This is a genomic window from Paraburkholderia sp. BCC1886 (assembly GCF_900996245.1).
Lineage (GTDB): Bacteria > Pseudomonadota > Gammaproteobacteria > Burkholderiales > Burkholderiaceae > Paraburkholderia.
Map to the genome: position 1 here is coordinate 387,877 of NZ_CAAJGK010000063.1, position 18,433 is coordinate 406,309.

Here is an 18,433-nt window from a genome sequence, read left to right on the forward strand (position 1 = left end):
TAATCAAAAAAATCCAAAACTTCAAACACATCCAAGAACGAAAAATACAACTCCTCAATTCATCCAACCATCAACGAATTCTCGAGGTCTATATCATGAAATTTCTCACCCGACTTACACTCATCGCGCTCCTGATCCACGGCTTTTCTTCCGCAGCATTCGCCTCCCCAGCCGACGACGAAGCCACGCTAAAAGCGATGGAGCAAACATGGATCACTGCCGTCTCCACGACCGACCGCGTCACGTTGGAAAAGCTGCTCGACGACGCTTTCATCGAGACATCTGCCAACGGTCAGCGCCGTAGCAAGTCCGATCTCCTGCTCGCATCGCCGCCGCAACCGGGGTCGTCGCAGACGTTGGCCGATCTGAATGTGCGTCTGACCGGCGACACGGCCATCGTCACCGGTATCAATCGGTTCAAGCCGAACCCGGGCGCTCAGCCGGTCGACTATTCCTTCACGGATGTGTTCATCCGCCGCGCCGAAGGCTGGCGAATCCTGTCATCGCAGATGACTCGCAGATAACAACCTGCATCCGCCAAAGCGCCAAAGCGCCGAAAACAAAAAGGCGTGATCCACAAGGATCACGCCTTTTTGCTTCAGAAAGAAAAACCCCCTCAATGCGACGTAGCCGCGGCCTCAGCAAGCAACTCGGCCGCCGCCTCCGCCGTGATCCTCTGATGCGCGACGCCCCGCGCATCGAGCGCGATCACCTGATACAACTCGCGATCGCATTCGACTTCGCGCTCATACGTCTCGCACGTCTCCAACAACAATTCGAGCAGCGCCTGACGACTCCGCCGCTCGTCATGCGTCAGCGCAGGAATCCTGCAGATGGACGTCGCGAGCGTGGTCAACCGATTCAATTGATTCAACTGCCGCTCGCAGGAACCGAACGCCGACAGCGCCAGTTTCTCGTATTGCAAAGCATCGACGGGTGGACGTGAACAGGCTTCAACGTGGCTGGTGATTTAGCTCATGGTGCGATTCCCGGTAGGTTCCTGGATCGCCCGACACTCGCTAGACGGGGGTGAGCGGGCACATAGCGGGTTAGCAGACCGGGCCAAAAACAAACCGGCGAGCCTTGCGGCTCCCCACCACGGCCCGCCCATTGAGATAGAGACGTGCAGAGGCAAACGCACGCCCCGCCTAAGCGGGTGTGCGGTTTTTGGCACAGGCTGCTAAACCTGACTGCCGGTTAGTGCCGACAGCGGAACGAATTATAAAACAGGCCGAATCGCAAAAAGCCGTCTCAATTTCGCCCACCCCACAATGAAAAAGGGTAGGTAGCCGACTCCCGGCAACCCACCCTTTTGCAACGATCCGGACGCAATCAGAACGGCTTGATCACCACCAACGCCACCGCCGCCAACATACCCAACACAGGCAGTTCGTTGAACATCCGGTACCACTTGTCGCTCCGCCGATTCTCGCCGCGCTCGAACGTCCGCAGCAGCACCCCGCAATACGCGTGATAAACGAGCAGCAGCACGACGACGCCGACCTTCGCGTGAATCCAGCCCTGACCTTGCCCGATCCCCACGGCGAGCCACAACCACAGCCCGCAAGCCAGCGCGGGCACCGCGATAAAGGTCATGAATCGAAACAGCTTGCGCGCCATGGTGAGCAGACGCGCGGTCGCGGCGGGTTCGGTTTCCATCGCGAGGTTCACGAAAATTCGCGGCAGATAGAACAGACCGGCGAACCACGAACTAACCAGCACGATGTGAAACGTTTTGACCCAAAGCATCGAAAATCCCCGAACGACTTGTTGACAGGAAAGGCGCAACAGCGGCTTATTGCCGCCCTTCCCCATGTCCCAGAACGATGTATTTCAGCGACGTCAGCCCATCCAGGCCAACGGGGCCGCGTGCGTGCAGCTTGTCGTTCGAGATGCCGATTTCCGCGCCCAAACCGAATTCGAAACCATCGGCAAAACGCGTCGAAGCATTCACCATCACGCTCGCCGAATCGACTTCGCGCAAGAAGCGCATCGCGCGATCGTGGTCTTCGGTGACGATGGCATCGGTATGTTTCGAGCTGTACTCGCTAATGTGATCCATCGCCGCGTCGAGGTCGTCGACCACCTTGATCGCCAGCACCGGCGCGAGATATTCGGTGCGCCAGTCTTCTTCGGTCGCATCGACCAGCGGCCCGACGCCCGCTTCCGACAACACCGCGCGCGCCGCCGCATCCACCCGCAATTCGACTTCTTTCGCGCGATACAACTTGCCCAGCGGCGGCAGCACGTCGGCCGCAATCCCGCGCGCGACCAGCAACGTCTCCATCGTGTTGCAAGTACCGTAGCGATGCGTCTTGGCGTTGTCGCAAACCGTCAGCGCCTTCGCGATATCGGCACGATCGTCGACGTACACGTGGCAGATACCGTCGAGATGCTTGATCATCGGCACGCGCGCTTCCTTCATCAGCCGCTCGATCAGGCTCTTGCCGCCGCGCGGCACGATCACGTCGACATACTCGGTCATGGTGATCAGCTTGCCCACCGCCGCGCGATCCGCCGTCGCCACCACCTGCACCGCATCCTGCGGCAAACCGGCGGCTTCCAGCCCTTCGCCGATCAGCTTCGCCAGCGCCGTATTGCACTCGAGCGCTTCCGAACCGCCGCGCAAAATCGTCGCATTGCCCGACTTCAGACACAGCGCAGCCGCGTCGATAGTCACGTTAGGCCGCGATTCGTAGATGATGCCGATCACGCCCAGCGGCACCCGCATCTGCCCGACCTGAATGCCGCTCGGCCGATACTTCATGTTGCTGATCTCACCGATCGGGTCCGCCAGTCCGGCGACTTGCCGCAAGCCTTCCACCATCGTCCGCAGCGCTTTGTCCGACAGCGTCAAACGGTCGATGAAAGCCGCGTCGTGACCTTTGTCGCGGGCGCGGGCGAGGTCGCGCGCATTGGCTTCTTTCAGCAGCGCGGCGTCGCGTTCGATCGCCTGCGCGACCGCGTCGAGCGCGGCGTTCTTCACCGCCGTCGACGCGCGCGCCATCGCACGCGAAGCGTGCCGGGCGCGGCGACCGAGGTCGGTCATGTACTGGTCGATATCCATCATGGTGAGTCTCGTGATGCCGCGCACGATGCCATGCAGCGGGCTAACAGAATGAGAAAGCGATCGGACGAACGATCAGCGATTGTAAGTCGGGAGGCGGCGCTTCTGCTCGCGGCGTGCTCGCCGCAACCCTCGGTGGGATTAGCGCGGCGTCGGACGGACCGCAGCGGCAGCGCTACGAGGTCGCGACGGCGGCGGTGGCACCGAGCCGCCCTTGCCTGGCGAAGCCACCGTCATCGCCAGTTCGAACAGGCCGTCCCAAGGATCGGGCGGCGGATCGTTCCGATGATTGCCCGGCGTGCCGCCCGACAAGCCCTTCACCTGCCGATCCAGCCGCGCGGCGAGAGCCAGCGCCTTCTCCAGCGAAGCCTCGGTCACGCGCGACAGCGCCGGCCCGATCAACCGTTCGCGCGGGCCCCACACTCGGTTCTCGCGCACCAGCATGGCCAGCGCCTTGCCCGCCGCGACACCGCGTTTGATCCGCAACAGCGTGCGCACTTCCTCGACCACCGCCCACAGCACCAGCACGGCGGCCTCGCCTTCGCCACGCAGCCCGTCGAGCATGCGCGACAGCCGGCCGACATCGCCCGCGAGCATCGCTTCGTTCAGCTTGAACACGTCGTAACGGGCGACGTTGAGCACGGCGTCCTGAACCTGTTCGAAGCTCAACGCGCCGCTCGGATACAACAAGCCGAGCTTCTGGATTTCCTGATGCGCGGCCAGCAGATTGCCTTCCACCCGCTCGGCGATAAACGCGAGCGCACGTCGGCCTTCTTCACCCGCCGCGACTCGCTGACCTTGCGCGGCGAGCCGTTGCCCGACCCAATTCGGCAACTGCGCGCGCTCGACCGGATCGATTTTCAGCGCGACACCCGCATCGGATAACGCCGAAAACCACGCCGACTTCTGCGTGGCTGCATCGAGTCGGGGCAGCGTGATCATGGTCAGCACGTCGTCGTTGACCGCGGCGGCGAGCGCCTTCAGCGTATCGGCGCCTTCCTTGCCGGGCTTGCCCGACGGAATGCGCAACTCCACGAGTTGACGGTCGCCGAACAGCGACATCGACTGGCTCGCGCCCAGCAGCGAACTCCAGTCGAAACCGCGCTCGACCGTGAACACCGACCGATCGGTGAAGCCGGCCGCCCGCGCGCTCGCGCGGATGCGGTCGGTCGCTTCCTGCGCCAGCAGATGCTCGTCGCCGTACACGACGTAGAGACCGGCGAGTCCTTTGGCGAGATGCGCTTCGAGCGCGTCCAGACGCAGTTGCATGGCTACCGGCCGGTCACAGCGGCGGCGGCGGCAACGGCGCGCGCGGCGCGAGCGCGGGCACTTCCTGACCCGGCGCCGGATGCAGCGACTTCACGACGGACAGGCGCCGCGTCAACTGGTCGATGGCATCGCTTTCCATATCCGCGAACAGGATGTCGGACTCGGCCGACTTCGCCTGCGAGTACTGGTCGCTATACGTCATCGCGCGGTTCAGTGCGATCACGCTCTGCGGAATCAGCACAGTGCCGTCCTTGCCGGTCAGCGTGTAGTTCATCGAGAGGTTCATCTGATACTCCTCGACCACGCCCAGGCTGTTCAGCGTCAGCGTGTTGATGGTGCGCGCTTCGGCGATGGTCAGCGTAGCGTCGGCGTTCGCCGGCGACGTCACGATGACCGTGTCGCTACCGCCCTGCACCATGCGCGTGAGCCGCGCATTCGCCGGCGCGGAGCCACCCGCGAGGTACAGGCGTTTGAAGGCATAGTCCTGCTGCCCGCGCAGCTGGAAGCCGCAGGCGGACAACATCAACACGCTGCAAGCCAGCGTCATAAACGATCTGCGAGTCACATTGGCTCCTGGTTCGCAGTAGATAGCGGCGGACGGCGTTCGATCACACAACCACGTTCACGAGACGGCCCGGCACCACGACGATCTTCTTCGGCGCGCGGCCTTCGCTGAATTTCGCAACCATTTCATGCGCGGCAGCGAGCTGTTCGATCGACTCGCGCGATGCGTCCTTCGCGACCGTCAACGCGCCGCGCACCTTGCCGTTCACCTGCAGCACGAGTTCGATCTCGGCCTGCTCGAGCGCCTTGTCGTCGACCTTAGGCCACGCAGCGTCGAGCAGCGAGCCGAATTCGTCGGCGTAACCGAGTTCCTGCCACAACTGGAACGTTTGATGAGGGACGACCGGGTACAGCACGCGCAGCATCACGCTATAGGTTTCGCGCAGCACGCCGGGGTTCGCGCCTTTCGCGCTGTCGAGCGCGTTGAGCATTTTCATGGCCGCCGACACCACCGTGTTGTACTGCAGACGCTGATAGTCGAAGTCGGCCTGTTTGAGCACCGTGTAGATTTCGCGGCGCAGTGCCTTGTCGGTCTCGCCAAGCTGCGCGGCGTCGAACTTGCCGCCGGCGCGCAGCGCCGCCTGGTTCGCCTGGCCGAAGTTCCACACGCGGCGCAGGAAGCGGCTCGCGCCTTCCACGCCCGAACCGGACCATTCGAGCTGCTGCTCGGGGGGCGCTGCGAACATCACGAACAGACGCGCGGTGTCCGCGCCGTGCTGGTCGATCAGCAATTGCGGATCGACGCCGTTGTTCTTCGACTTCGACATTTTCTCGACGCCGCCGAGCACCACCGGCTGGCCGTCCGAATTCAGCACCGCGCCGACCGGGCGGCCCTTGTCGTCGAACGACACGGTGACGTCTGCCGGGTTGTACCAGGTCTTCTTGCCGGCATCGCTTTCGCGGAAATACGTTTCGTTGAGCACCATGCCCTGCGTGAGCAGGTTCTTCGCCGGCTCGCCGAACTTGATCAGGCCCAGATCGCGCATGACCTTGGCCCAGAAGCGCGAGTACAGCAGGTGAAGAATCGCGTGCTCGATGCCGCCGATGTACTGGTCCATCGGCGCCCAGTAATCGGTGCGCTCGTCGACCATGGTCGCCGCGTTCGGCGACGCGTAGCGGTAGAAGTACCACGACGAATCGACGAAGGTGTCCATCGTGTCGGTTTCGCGTTTGGCCGCGCCGCCGCAGGTCGGGCAGGTGCAGTTCACGAACGCTTCGGACTTTGCGAGCGGGTTGCCCGAGCCGTCCGGCACGAGGTCTTCCGGCAGCACCACCGGCAGGTCTTTTTCCGGCACCGGCACGTCGCCGCAGGTCGGGCAGTGGATGATCGGAATCGGCGTGCCCCAGTAACGCTGGCGCGACACGCCCCAGTCGCGCAGACGCCACGTAATCTGCTTGTCGCCGAGACCGAGTTCTTTCAGGTCCGCGGCAATCTGGTCGACCGCTTTCTCGTAAGTGAGGCCGTCGTACTTGCCGCTGTTGATCAGCGTGCCGGTCTTGTCGCCGTACCATTCGGCCCACGCGTCGGTCGAGTACGTGTTGCCATCGAGCGCGACGACCTGCTTGATCGGCAGGTCGTATTTCAGCGCGAACGCGAAGTCGCGTTCGTCGTGCGCCGGCACGCCCATCACCGCGCCTTCGCCGTAGCTCATCAGCACGTAGTTGCCGATCCACACTTCGACCTGTTCCTGCGTCAGCGGATGCGTGACGTAGAAGCCCGTGCCCATGCCCTTCTTTTCCATGGTCGCGACATCGGCTTCCGCGACGCCGCCACGCTTGCATTCTTCGATGAACGCCTGCAGTTCCGGCTTGCCTTGCGCGAGACGCGTGGCGAGCGGATGCTCGGCGGCGACCGCGCAGAACGTCACGCCCATGACCGTGTCGGCGCGCGTGGTAAACACGCGCAGCAGTTTCTGTTCGCCGTCGATTTCATACGGGAACCCGAAGTTCACGCCGAAGCTCTTGCCGATCCAGTTCTGCTGCATGACCTTCACGCGCTCGGGCCAGCCGAGACCTTCGAGGTCGTTCAGCAGTTCGTCAGCGTATTGCGTGATACGCATGTAGTACATCGGGATTTCGCGCTTCTCGACCAGCGCACCCGAGCGCCAGCCGCGCCCGTCGATCACCTGTTCGTTCGCGAGCACGGTCTGGTCGATCGGGTCCCAGTTCACCGTGCCGGTTTTCTTGTACGCGATGCCCTTCTCGAGCATCTTCAGGAACAGCCACTGGTTCCACTTGTAGTAGTCGGGGTTGCAGGTGGCGACTTCGCGCGACCAGTCGATGGCGAGGCCCATCGACTGCATCTGCTTCTTCATGTACGCGATGTTGTCGTAGGTCCACTTCGCCGGCGGCACGTTGTTGGCCATCGCGGCGTTTTCCGCCGGCATGCCGAACGCGTCCCAACCCATTGGCATCAGCACGTTGTAGCCGTTCATCCGCAGGTAGCGGTACATCACGTCGTTGATCGTGTAGTTGCGCACGTGCCCCATGTGCAGCTTGCCCGACGGGTACGGCAGCATCGAGACGCAGTAGTACTTGGGCTTGTCGGAGGTTTCCGTGGTCTTGTACGCGTCGATGGCGCGCCATTGCCCTTGCGCGGCGGCTTCGACCTCGGAGGGAACGTATTTTTCTTGCATGATGTGATGGAGTCGCTGGGTTCGGTGCTTTCGCACCGGCCGCTTGGTGCTCTGCTGGATGAAATGGCGTGTTTCCCCGGCGGCGGGGAAAGGGCTGATTATACCGTTCGCGGACGGGTGCGCCGCGTGGGTTGGTAAGGCTGGCGGTGAGGCCGAACACGCAGTCTGGTCGAGCCTGGCGAAAGCGGCGCGGACGCGGCTACGGCTTCGGCGAATTCGTGGCCGGCGGCGGCGGATCGGTCACGAAACCGATGTGCTCGAGCCCCGCCTGCTGCGCCGCGCCCATCACCTGGGCGATCACTTCGTAACGGGTCGAACGCTCCGCGCGTAGCTGGATGTCGGGCTGATCCGCGGCTTTACCGGCCTGGGTGAACCGCGTGCGCATCTGTTCGAGCGTGATGGACTGACCGTTCCAATACAGCTTGCCGGCGGCGTCGATGGACAGCGCGATGGTTTGCGGCGTCTGCCGCGCGGGCGCGGCCGCGACCTTCGGCAGATCGAGCCGGATGGCGTGCGAGAACAGCGGCGCGGTGATGATGAAAATCACCAGCAGCACCAGCATCACGTCGATCAACGGCGTCATGTTGATCTCGGCCAGCGGCGCGGCCGTCTGCTTCTTGTCGAGTCCACCGAATGCCATGTCGCCTCCTTCTGGCCGGGCGCCGCGCTCAGTGCGTGCGCATTGGGGAAGACTGCGCGGGCAGCGGCGCCTTCGGCGAGTCCGCCGGCGCGCAGACATAAGCGTGCAGATCGTGCGCGAAGCCGTCGAGTTCTTCCGACAACTGCCGCACCATGCGCCCCAGCACGTTATAAGCGAGCACCGCCGGAATCGCGACCACGAGGCCGAAGGCCGTCATGATCAACGCTTCGCCAACCGGCCCGGCGACGTTTTCGATCTGCGCCTGGCCGCTTGCCGCAATGCTGCCGAGCGCGTGATAAATGCCCCACACCGTGCCGAGCAAACCGACGAAAGGCGCCGTGCTCGCTACCGACGCCAGCAGCACCTGACCGAACTCCAGGCGCCGCTGCGATGCGTTGAGTGCTTGCCGCAACGCCCGCAACACCCGCTCGCCGCGCTCGACGCGTGCGAGCAGCGCACCTGGAATGTCGACCTCGGCGGCATGCAGCGCGGCTTCGGCAAGCGGCGTAAAGACGCGCTCGCGGTCCGCGCGCCGGAGCGCGGCGACGCCTTCGGACAGTGTCTGCGCCTGCCAGAACTGACCGATCGCACGCGGCGCCTGCCGTCTGGCGCGCGTCAACATCCAGCTTTTGACGATCAGAAAGCACCAGCTCGCAATCGACATGGCCAGCAGCACGTAAGCGACGCCATGCGTGATGGCGTCGCTGGTTTGCAGGTAATGGATGATGCCGCTGCTGCCTGCCATCTGACCTCGCTTCGAGAAAGTGAATTCAGGCGGGGAATGCCTACGGGGAATGCCTACAGGGGATGCATTAGCGCAGACCGAGCACGTCCTGCATGTCGAAGAAACCGGTGGCATGGTTTTCGAGGAAACGCACCGCGCGCAGCGAGCCCTGCGCATACGACAGACGGCTCGACGATTTGTGCGTGATCTCGATGCGCTCCCCGAGACCCGCGAACAGCACCGTATGATCGCCGACGATATCGCCGCCGCGAATCGCCGAAAAACCGATGGTCGACGGATCGCGTTCGCCGGTCACGCCTTCGCGGCTATAGACCGCACAGTCGTCGAGATTGCGGCCGAGCGCACCGGCGATCACTTCGCCCATGGTCAGCGCGGTGCCCGAGGGCGCGTCGACCTTGTGACGATGATGCGCTTCGATGATCTCGATGTCGTAGCCGGTCGCGAAATGCTTCGCCGCGTATTCGAGCAGCTTCAGCGTGACGTTCACGCCCACGCTCATGTTCGACGCGAACATGATGGCGATCTTGTCGGATGCGGCGCGCAGTTGCGCTTTTTGTTCGTTATCGAAACCTGTAGTGCCGATCACCATCTTCACGTTGTGACGCTGCGCCGCTTCCAGATGCACCAGCGTGCCTTCGGGGCGCGTGAAGTCGATCAGGTAATCGGACTCGGCGAAAACGCGCTCGATGTCGTCCGTCAGCGCGACGCCCGTCTGTTTGCCGAGAAACGCGCCGGCGTCCTGACCCAGTTGCGGCGAACCCGCACGGTCGAGCGCGCCGGACAACGTGGCGTCGGCGTCGTTGAGAACGGTTTCGATGAGCATGCGGCCCATACGGCCCGATGCGCCAGCAATGGCAATTTTCATGATGACGAGGGTTCGGAAGGCAACACCCGGCAAACGCGGGTCAAAGTGGATAAAGCGGCGGCGGACAGCACACTGCAGCGCCGCGCAAGACTGAAAAACCGGAGATGCCGACGGGCGACCGATCGCTCGGATCAGGTCGCCCGTCTTAACGTCCTAAGCACTGGTTAAGACAGGGACAACAGGATTACTGGCTCGTTCCCGACGTCGTGGGCGGTGCGGTGAGCGGCGCGTTGTACGTCGGACCGCTTGCTCCACTTGCTCCGCTCGAAGTGCCGATGGTTCCGTTTGCCCCACCCGTCGGGCCGACCGGGTTGTCGGTCGCGCCCGGCGTTTGCGGCGGCGGCGGACGATGGAACTGGAACTGCGGCTGACCGGCGGCCGTCGGACCTTGCGACGGAATACCGCCGCCATTGGCGGTCGGCGCACCGGAGCGCACCGAAGGCTGCGCGGTGCGCGACGGCGCCGGCACGGCATTGGTCGCGCGATTCGCAGCTTGCGCGGCTTCCGCGTTAGCGTCGGTAGACGGCGTACCGGCGGCAGCAGCGCCATCGACGGACGGCGAACGGGTCGTGTCGAGCGGCGCGGTGGACGCAGCGGCCGACGACGTGCTTGCGCCGGTGGCGGCGGCCGCAGCATTGGCACCGCTCGCAGCAACCGGTGCGGCGGCGGATTTCTTGCCGCGCTTGTCGCCGTCGATCTCGGCCAGCAATTCGAGGTTGGACGGCAGATCGTCGCCGCCCGTCCAGCTGGCGACGTTGTCACCCGCGAACATCACCACGAAGTCGCGCTGCTGAACGACGTTGGTCGAGCCGCGCTTGAAATAGAACACATAGTCCCAGCGATCGGCGTGGAACATGTCGGTGAGAAGCGGCGTGCCGAGCAGCTGGCGCACCTGGGCGCGAGACATGCCGACCTGCATTTGCGATGCCGCTTCCTTCGAAACGAAATTGCCTTGCACGACCGTGATGCGATACGGCGTAATGCTCTGGGCAATGCGCTGCGTGAGGCTGTCGTACGTGGAACATCCGGCAAGAACCGCGACAGTCGCAACAGCGATCAAGGTACCCCGCATGCGGCTCCCCCGGTAAATCCATTGAGATTTTGAAATCATTTCACTCACCGTGCGGGCCCACTGACGAGCCGCGCGAGTTTCATTCATCGAAGATGACCAGAACAGCAAAAACACATTACTATGAGAGCCCAGCATTGTACTCTAGGGATCCCTTGCCATGACCAATCCAACCGATCTCAAGAATATCGGGCTCAAGGCGACCCTGCCGCGCCTCAAAATCCTTGAAATTTTCCAGCACAGCCCGGTGCGTCACCTGACCGCCGAAGATGTGTACCGCAATCTGTTGCACGAAGAACTCGATATCGGTCTCGCCACGGTGTACCGGGTGCTGACGCAGTTCGAGCAGGCCGGCCTGCTGTCTCGCAGCAACTTCGAGTCCGGCAAAGCGGTGTTCGAATTGAACGAGGGGTCGCACCACGACCACCTCGTATGCCTCGATTGCGGGCTGGTCGAAGAGTTTTTCGACTCCGAAATCGAGAACCGTCAACAGTCCATCGCGAAAGAACGCGGCTTCAAGCTGCAGGAACATGCGCTGGCGCTGTACGGCATGTGTACCAAAGAGAACTGCCCGCATCGCAAGCATTGATGCGGGCCGGGCCGCGTCGGGGGGCGCGGCTCGATCGATATGAAAAGACCCCGGTCGAGGTGACTCGCCGGGGTTTTTTGCGTTCGCCGCACCGCTTCGCGAAAGATTCGGGAACGAAAAAAAACCGCTCCGGAGAGCGGTTTTTTTCTACAGCTGCGCTTACTTCGCGGCTTACTTCGCCACTTATTTTGCGTTAGCCAGCGCCACAGCCGTATCCAGCATGCGGTTCGAGAAGCCCCACTCGTTGTCGTACCAGCTCGACACCTTCACCAGACGGCCCGACACCTTGGTCAGCGTCGCATCGAACGTCGACGAAGCCGGGTTGTGGTTGAAGTCGATCGATACCAGCGGCGCTTCGTTGTAGCCCAGAATGCCCTTCAACGAGCCTTCGGACGCTTCCTTCATGATCGCGTTGACTTCGTCGACGGTCGTGTCGCGTGCGGCGATGAACGACAGATCGACCACCGACACGTTGATCGTCGGCACGCGAATCGCGTAACCGTCGAGCTTGCCGTTCAGTTCCGGCAGCACCAGGCCGACCGCCGACGCAGCGCCGGTCTTGGTCGGGATCTGGCTATGCGTCGCCGAACGCGCGCGGCGCAGGTCTTCGTGATACACGTCCGTCAGCACCTGATCGTTCGTGTACGCGTGGATCGTGGTCATCAGACCGTTCACCAGGCCGATCTTGTCGTTCAGCGGCTTGACGAGCGGTGCCAGGCAGTTGGTCGTGCAGGACGCGTTCGAGATGACCGTGTCCGATGCCTTCAGCACATGGTGGTTCACACCGTAGACGATGGTCGCGTCGACGTCCTTGCCGCCCGGTGCCGAGATGATCACCTTCTTCGCGCCGCCCTTGATGTGCGCGCTGGCCTTTTCCTTGGTGGTGAAAAAGCCCGTGCATTCCAGCACGACGTCGACATTCAGTTCGCCCCACGGCAGTTCGGCCGGGTTGCGGTTCGCCAGCACACGAATCTTGTCGCCGTTCACGACCAGGTAGTCACCGTCCACCGACACTTCGCCCGGGAACTTGCCGTGCGCGGTGTCGTATTGCGTCAGGTGAGCGTTGGTTTTGGCATCGCCAAGGTCGTTGATGGCGACGATTTCGATATCGTGCTTCTTGCCGTTTTCATAGAAGGCGCGCAGGGTATTGCGGCCGATCCGGCCGTAGCCGTTGATTGCGACGCGAATCGTCATGGTCTATCTCCTGATGGCTGAAAAAAAATCGTCCATGTCGGTCTGACCGGGCGGCGTTGCCGTGCGTTCGCCCGAGGGCGGCAGCGGCAATGCGCACCGGAATCAGCCCAGTGCGGCTTTGGCCGTCTCTACTACGTGTTCGACGGTGAAGCCGAAATGCTTGAACAGCACGCCCGCCGGGGCCGATTCGCCGAACGTGTCGATCCCGACCACGCCGCCTTCCAGACCCACGTACTTGCGCCAGAAATCCGTCACACCCGCTTCGATCGCGACGCGGCGCACGCCATGCGGCAGCACGCGCTCGCGGTACTCGGCGTCCTGCGCGTCGAACACCGTCGTGGACGGCATCGACACGACGCGTGCCGCGATGCCTTCGCGCGCGAGCGGCTCGACCGCGTTCAACGCCAGTTCGACTTCCGAACCGGTGGCGATCAGGATGATCTTGCGGGCGGGAATCTCGTCGTTCCAGTCGCGCAGCACGTAACCGCCCTTCTCGATATTGGCGATCTGCGCGTCGGTGCGCTCCGAGAACAGCAGGTTCTGACGGCTGAAGATCAGGCACGACGGGCCGTGATGTTCGACCGCATGGGTCCAGGCCACCGCGGTTTCGACGGTGTCGGCCGGACGCCAGACTTGCAGATGCGGAATCAGGCGCAGGCTCGCAACGTGTTCGATCGACTGGTGCGTCGGGCCGTCCTCGCCCAGACCGATCGAGTCGTGCGTGAACACGAAGATCGACGGCGCTTTCATCAGCGCGGCGACGCGCAGCGCGTTGCGGCTGTAGTCGGAGAACGTCAGGAACGTGCCGCCGAACGCCTTGAAACCGCCATGCAGCGCCACGCCGTTGATCGCGGCGCTCATGCCGAATTCGCGCACGCCGTAGTTGACGTAGTTGCCGGCGGCTTTGCCTTCGGCATTTACGCGCACCGGCTTGGCGGCTTTCCAGTTGGTCAGGTTCGAGCCGGTCAGGTCGGCGGAACCGCCCAGCAGTTCCGGCAGCACGGCCGACAGCCCTTCGATGGCTTGTTGCGACGCCTTGCGCGTGGCGATGGTTTCCGCGCGTTCGTTCGCGCCGGCGATGATCGCCTTGGCCTGTTCGGCCCAGTCGGCCGGCAGTTGCTTGGCCATGCGACGGGTGAACTCGGCCGCTTCCTGCGGGTATTTGGCCTGATAAGCGGCGAACGCCTTGTCCCAATCCGCTTCATTGCGGGCGCCGGCTTCCTTGGCGTCCCACGCTGCGTAGACTTCCTGCGGAATCACGAAGGGCTCCCACTTCCAGCCGATCGCTTCGCGGGTACCCGCGATTTCCTTGTCGCCGAGCGGCGCGCCGTGCGAATCGTGGCTGCCGGCCTTGGTCGGCGCACCTTCGCCGATCACCGTCTTGCAGCAGATCAGCGTGGGCTTGTCCGACAGCTTGGCTTGCTTGATGGCGGCGTCGACTGCGTCGACGTCGTGGCCGACCACGTTCGGGATGACATTCCAGCCGTACGCTTCGAAACGCTTCGGGGTGTCGTCGTGGAACCAGTGCACCACGTCGCCGTCGATCGAGATGCCGTTGTCGTCGTAAAACGCGATCAGCTTGTTCAGCTTCAGCACGCCGGCGAGCGAGCAGGCTTCGTGCGAGATGCCTTCCATCAGGCAGCCGTCGCCGACGAAGACATACGTGTGATGGTCGACGATCGATGCGTCGGGCTTGTTGAATTCGGTCGCAAGCAGCGATTCGGCGAGTGCCATGCCGACCGCGTTGGCCAGACCCTGGCCGAGCGGGCCGGTGGTGGTCTCGACGCCCGGCGTGATGCCGTATTCGGGGTGACCCGGCGTCTTCGAATGCATCTGGCGGAAGTTTTTCAGCTCGTCGATCGGCAGATCGTAGCCGGTCAGATGCAGCAGCGAGTACAGCAGCATCGAGCCGTGACCGTTGGACAGCACGAAGCGGTCGCGGTCGGCCCACAGCGGGTTCTTCGGGTTGTGACGCAGATGGCGCGACCACAGCGCCGTGCCGATTTCGGCCATGCCCATCGGCATGCCGGGGTGGCCGGAATTCGCTTTTTGAACGGCGTCCATGGACAACGCGCGAATTGCGTTGGCCATTAAAGAGGTGGGTGCGGGAGACGAAGTCGTCATGTCGAGTCCGGAGACAGAGTCAGAAAGCGGTACGCGCTTGCAGCCCGGAAGCTCGGCAGCCAATCCGCCTCGGCGCACGGTGCGGCGCCGCTAGACGCGAAACGGGCAGAGCAATCGGACAAGGCTGAAAGCTCGCCATTCTAACAGAAGGCAGCCGGACGCCCGCCCCGAAAGGCGCGCGGATGTGCGCTCCGCCACGCCCACGCGCTGCGCCCAACGGCGGCCTTTACAATTACCCAACCCTGAAACGACACGCTGTTCACATGGAGTCGTCTGCCGTGAGCGTTGACCTGTTGTTCCATCCGAGCCCCGACGCCGTCTATGGATTTCCCGGGGCGCGGCGGCTGGCGAGCGTCCAGTCGCCGTGGCAGCGCATCGAGGTGTGGGAGACGATGCAACTGGGCCGACTCTTCACGCTCGACGGCCGTCCGATGACCGCGACCGGCGACGAATTTATCTACCACGAGTGCATGGTGCATCCGGCCGCGCTGACGCACCCCGCGCCGCGTGCCGCGCTGGTGCTCGGCGGCGGCGACGGCGGCGCGGCCCGGCAATTGCTCGCCCATCGCGGTATTGCGCGCATCGTGGTCGCGGAACTCGATGCCGAGGTGGTGCGCTTGACGCGCGAGTATTTGCCGGAGGTGCACGGCGGCGCGTTCGACGATCCGCGAGTGGAAGTGGCGATCGGCGATGCGGCGGAATACGTAGCGAAAGCGCATGTGCCGGACAAATTCGACCTCGTCGTTTTCGACCTGACGCCGCCCGACTCTCCCGCCGCCAGCTTGTACACGGCGGATTTTTACACTCGTCTCAAACAGGTCATGAGCCCGAACGCGCTTGTTTCACTGCATCTCGGCTCGCCGTATTTTCACGCGGAGCGGGTCGCACGCTTGTTGAACGACCTGCGCGCCAGCTTTCGCGTCGTGCGAACCATGAACACGTACATTCCGCTATACGGCTCCCTCTGGTTGATGGCGCTCGCCAGCGACTCACTCGCGGCCGACCCCGCCGCCCTCGCACCCGACACGCTTGCCGCCCGGCTCGCCGAGCGCGGCATCGATTCGCTGCAGCACTATGACGCCGCCCAGCACGCCGCGCTGTTCTCGGTTTCGCGGGCGGTGCACGGTAAACTAAGTCAATTCTTAAAGCCTTCGAGCTAATGCGTGGGCAGAATGCACGGTTCGGTCAACGCCCGCTATCGGAATGTCGATAAGCGGATGTCGACCGGGTCTTGCAGCATGCGTCCCGCCAACCCCATCGATCCGGAGAACTCCATGACCGCCTCCCGCCCCGCCGGTGTGCCCTGGTTGACCCCTTATCTGACGGTCCGCGATGCCAGCGCCGCGACTGCGTTCTTCCGTGCCGCGTTCGGCTTCGAGGTGCGCGACAGCGTTCAGGACGACGGCGTCGTCATGCATGTCGAGATGACCTACCAGGGCCAGTTGATCGTGATGTTCGCGCCGGAAGGCGCGTTCGGCTCCGAGGCCAAAACCCCCAAAAGCGCGGGCCTGATTGCGCCGCAATCGTTCTATGTCTATGTCGACGATGTCGACGCGGTTTACGCCCGGGCGCTCACCGCCGGCGCGAAATCGCTGAGCGAGCCACAGGATCAGTTCTGGGGCGATCGCTTCGCCCAGGTCGAAGATCCGGACGGCTATCGCTGGGCGCTCGCTCGCCACCTTTCCTGACCCAATGAGTATTTTTCTGATGCCCCGCTTCTTCGTCGGCAAGCCGCTTCAACCCGACGACATCTTGCAGCTTCCCGATGACGTCACCCGCCACATCCTCGTGCTGCGCCTGCAGCCCGGGGACTCGATCGTCCTGTTCAACGGCGAAGGCGGCGAGTACAGCGCCGAACTCGTCGAAGTCGAGCGCCGCTCGGCGTCGGTCAAACTCCGCGAGTTCCGCGCTATCGAAGTCGAACCGCCGTACCACCTCACGCTCGCGCAAGGCATTGCCGGCGGCGACAAGATGGACTGGCTCATCGAGAAAGCGGTCGAACTGGGCGCATCGTGCTTCGTTCCGCTGACGACCACGCGCAGCGTCGTGCGGCTCTCCGGTGAACGGGCGCAACGCCGGCACGTGCATTGGCAGGGCATCGTGCGGGCGTCGTGCGAACAATGCGGGCGCAACCGGCTGCCGGACGTCATGCCAGTGCGGGAAATCGCCACGTGGCTCGGCGCGTTGCCGCGCAAGCCGGAAGAAAACGAATTGCGGATTCTCCTGTCGCCGCGCGCCAGCATCAGCTTTGCCGCGCTGCCGGTCACGCCGCCGCAAGGTCGGGTGACTGTGCTGGTCGGCCCGGAAGGCGGTTTTTCGGCGGCCGAAGAAGCGGCCGCTACCGATCATGGATTTACCGCTGTCGGTCTCGGACCGCGCGTATTGCGCACCGAGACGGCCGGCATCGCAGTGCTGTCTGCTTTAGCGGCGCGTTGGGGTGGATGGTAAGCGGTCCTGGCGAATCCAAACTCGCTAATGAAAAGGCCCGCCATTCGGCGGGCCTTGTTTTTTGCTGACTTACGTAGCCTGATCAGGCAAACGAATAAAACACCCTGAACGCCACCTTGCGCTCGGCCCAGAATTCGGCCGCCTCGCGGAATACGTCCAGCAGCGTTTCGCGCCCTTCCTTGTCGAATTTCTGAGCGACCGGCAATTGCTCGAGCACGATCACGAAACCCGGTTGCGTGCCGGCTTTATGAACCAGCTCGGTCAAGCAATCGTAGAGCGCATCGTAGTTCTTGCCGAAGTGTTTGGGAAACAGAAACGATGTCGCGATGGTCTCGAGCACTTCCTGTTTCGACTGCGCATTCGCGCAATACGCGTAGAGAAAATGCTGGCCGAGTTGCTGGGCCTCGTCGGCGAGATCCTGCACGCGAAACGCGCGGATCGACTGTACGATGTTCGGTCGCACGGTCTTGAAAAGGCTCATGGACTCCTCGTTCGATGAAAGCACAGTGCTCGCTTCGCTCTGGTTATCCCGGCCCTGATCGCCGGCACGCATCTGCATGACGCGTTGGAACAAATTGCCGTCGCCGGCCGCGAAAAGATCCCTCGCGACTCCGGAGTCGTGCGCGTAGACGTTGTCGCTCATGCCGTTCATCCCGATGTCATTCAACAATACGATTGAAACTGGTGTAGTGGTCGTCCGAGTAGTAACAGTTATCGGTTCGCTGGAGCGGACCTCCGCAGACGATGCGACGCGCCCCGCGATTACGTGAGCGAGGCGTGGGAACGGTGTATTCGTGGTAATAGCCGCGCCGATGGCCCGGCAGCAAGCGTTCACGATTGCCGAATACGATGCCGTCCTTTTCATACGGGTAAGGCCCGCCAGCGGCAATCAAGTTCAATGTACCGACGGCTTCGCGTGGTAATCGCGCCAACGCAACGGTGCCCTGCGTCTCTGCGCCCATCTCGGCGGGCGCCGTGGCAGTGCGGGCAAATGCAGCCGGCACGGTGCTGGACACTACGCAACATGCCGCGGTACTGATTAGCACGCCTTTGATGCGCAGCCACTTGCGTGCCATTTATCAGGGTTCCCCGCTGTCAGATCACGAGTTTGACGACCATGAAAGTCGTAAGGGTATCGCTAATGGCCCCCGGAATCAACGCTCGGCGGACGGCCGGATAGGCCAATCGCGTGGGAAAGGCCCATGGCTGCGGCTTTGACGACT

General features: G+C 63.1%; 19 protein-coding genes. 5 read left to right on the forward strand and 14 right to left on the reverse strand.

What is annotated here, in order from left to right; genetic code table 11:
- Positions 1–95: 95 nt before the first annotated feature.
- Positions 96–524, forward strand: coding sequence for a nuclear transport factor 2 family protein (locus FQ746_RS23990; RefSeq protein WP_144112107.1), 429 nt, complete (start codon positions 96–98; stop codon positions 522–524).
- Positions 525–616: 92 nt separating this feature from the next.
- On the opposite strand, the gene FQ746_RS23995 is transcribed toward FQ746_RS23990, so the two are convergent.
- From FQ746_RS23995 to bamE, 10 genes are all read right to left on the reverse strand, one after another.
- Positions 617–970 carry a hypothetical protein gene (locus tag FQ746_RS23995; protein ID WP_144112108.1) on the reverse strand — a complete coding sequence of 118 codons (354 nt, stop codon included), beginning with the start codon at positions 968–970 and terminating at the stop codon, positions 617–619.
- 362 nt (positions 971–1,332) lie between these two features.
- The gene (locus FQ746_RS24000; protein WP_144112109.1) at positions 1,333–1,749 is read right to left on the reverse strand and encodes a CopD family protein; all 417 of its coding nucleotides are present in this window, start codon (positions 1,747–1,749) and stop codon (positions 1,333–1,335) included.
- Between the two features lie 46 nt (positions 1,750–1,795).
- Positions 1,796–3,067 (reverse strand): glutamate-5-semialdehyde dehydrogenase, encoded by a 1,272-nt coding sequence (locus FQ746_RS24005; RefSeq protein ID WP_144112273.1) that lies wholly within the window; start codon positions 3,065–3,067, stop codon positions 1,796–1,798.
- Between the two features lie 141 nt (positions 3,068–3,208).
- A complete protein-coding gene (gene holA / locus FQ746_RS24010) occupies positions 3,209–4,336 on the reverse strand; it encodes a DNA polymerase III subunit delta (protein ID WP_144112110.1) in 1,128 nt (375 codons plus the stop codon).
- Between the two features lie 13 nt (positions 4,337–4,349).
- Entirely contained in the window at positions 4,350–4,901 is a 552-nt protein-coding gene (gene lptE / locus FQ746_RS24015; RefSeq protein ID WP_144112111.1) for an LPS assembly lipoprotein LptE, read from the reverse strand.
- 43 nt (positions 4,902–4,944) lie between these two features.
- Complete coding sequence (leuS, locus tag FQ746_RS24020; RefSeq protein ID WP_144112112.1) at positions 4,945–7,536, reverse strand: leucine--tRNA ligase; 2,592 nt, start codon at positions 7,534–7,536, stop codon at positions 4,945–4,947.
- 199 nt (positions 7,537–7,735) lie between these two features.
- Positions 7,736–8,176, reverse strand: a complete 441-nt coding sequence (locus FQ746_RS24025; RefSeq protein WP_144112113.1) for an ExbD/TolR family protein — start codon at positions 8,174–8,176, stop codon at positions 7,736–7,738.
- Positions 8,177–8,204: 28 nt separating this feature from the next.
- Positions 8,205–8,921, reverse strand: coding sequence for a MotA/TolQ/ExbB proton channel family protein (locus FQ746_RS24030; protein WP_144112114.1), 717 nt, complete (start codon positions 8,919–8,921; stop codon positions 8,205–8,207).
- 67 nt (positions 8,922–8,988) lie between these two features.
- Complete coding sequence (dapB, locus tag FQ746_RS24035) at positions 8,989–9,786, reverse strand: 4-hydroxy-tetrahydrodipicolinate reductase (protein WP_144112115.1); 798 nt, start codon at positions 9,784–9,786, stop codon at positions 8,989–8,991.
- A 184-nt stretch (positions 9,787–9,970) separates the two neighbouring features.
- A complete protein-coding gene (gene bamE / locus FQ746_RS24040; protein WP_144112116.1) occupies positions 9,971–10,858 on the reverse strand; it encodes an outer membrane protein assembly factor BamE in 888 nt (295 codons plus the stop codon).
- Positions 10,859–11,015: 157 nt separating this feature from the next.
- Here bamE and fur point away from each other — a divergent pair, with 157 nt between their 5' ends.
- Positions 11,016–11,444, forward strand: a complete 429-nt coding sequence (fur, locus tag FQ746_RS24045) for a ferric iron uptake transcriptional regulator (RefSeq protein WP_144112117.1) — start codon at positions 11,016–11,018, stop codon at positions 11,442–11,444.
- Positions 11,445–11,627: 183 nt separating this feature from the next.
- On the opposite strand, the gene gap is transcribed toward fur, so the two are convergent.
- Both gap and tkt read right to left on the reverse strand, forming a co-directional pair.
- A complete protein-coding gene (gap, locus tag FQ746_RS24050) occupies positions 11,628–12,638 on the reverse strand; it encodes a type I glyceraldehyde-3-phosphate dehydrogenase (protein ID WP_144112118.1) in 1,011 nt (336 codons plus the stop codon).
- A gap of 102 nt (positions 12,639–12,740) precedes the next feature.
- On the reverse strand, positions 12,741–14,762 hold the full coding sequence (gene tkt, locus FQ746_RS24055; RefSeq protein WP_144112119.1) for a transketolase: 2,022 nt from the start codon (positions 14,760–14,762) through the stop codon (positions 12,741–12,743).
- 278 nt (positions 14,763–15,040) lie between these two features.
- On the opposite strand from tkt, the gene speE reads away from it, so the two are divergent.
- The 3 genes from speE to FQ746_RS24070 all read left to right on the forward strand — a co-directional run bounded on the left by speE (position 15,041) and on the right by FQ746_RS24070 (position 17,210).
- The gene (gene speE, locus FQ746_RS24060; protein WP_409932420.1) at positions 15,041–15,922 is read left to right on the forward strand and encodes a polyamine aminopropyltransferase; all 882 of its coding nucleotides are present in this window, start codon (positions 15,041–15,043) and stop codon (positions 15,920–15,922) included.
- Positions 15,923–16,036: 114 nt separating this feature from the next.
- Complete coding sequence (locus tag FQ746_RS24065; RefSeq protein ID WP_144112121.1) at positions 16,037–16,450, forward strand: VOC family protein; 414 nt, start codon at positions 16,037–16,039, stop codon at positions 16,448–16,450.
- Between the two features lie 19 nt (positions 16,451–16,469).
- Positions 16,470–17,210: a 16S rRNA (uracil(1498)-N(3))-methyltransferase gene (locus FQ746_RS24070; protein WP_144112122.1), complete on the forward strand. Its 741-nt coding sequence runs from the start codon at positions 16,470–16,472 to the stop codon at positions 17,208–17,210.
- A gap of 82 nt (positions 17,211–17,292) precedes the next feature.
- Here the strand turns inward: FQ746_RS24070 and FQ746_RS24075 are convergent, their stop codons facing one another.
- On the reverse strand, positions 17,293–17,853 hold the full coding sequence (locus tag FQ746_RS24075) for a barstar family protein (RefSeq protein ID WP_144112123.1): 561 nt from the start codon (positions 17,851–17,853) through the stop codon (positions 17,293–17,295).
- Between the two features lie 16 nt (positions 17,854–17,869).
- The gene (locus tag FQ746_RS24080) at positions 17,870–18,286 is read right to left on the reverse strand and encodes a ribonuclease (protein ID WP_144112124.1); all 417 of its coding nucleotides are present in this window, start codon (positions 18,284–18,286) and stop codon (positions 17,870–17,872) included.
- Positions 18,287–18,433: the final 147 nt, after the last annotated feature.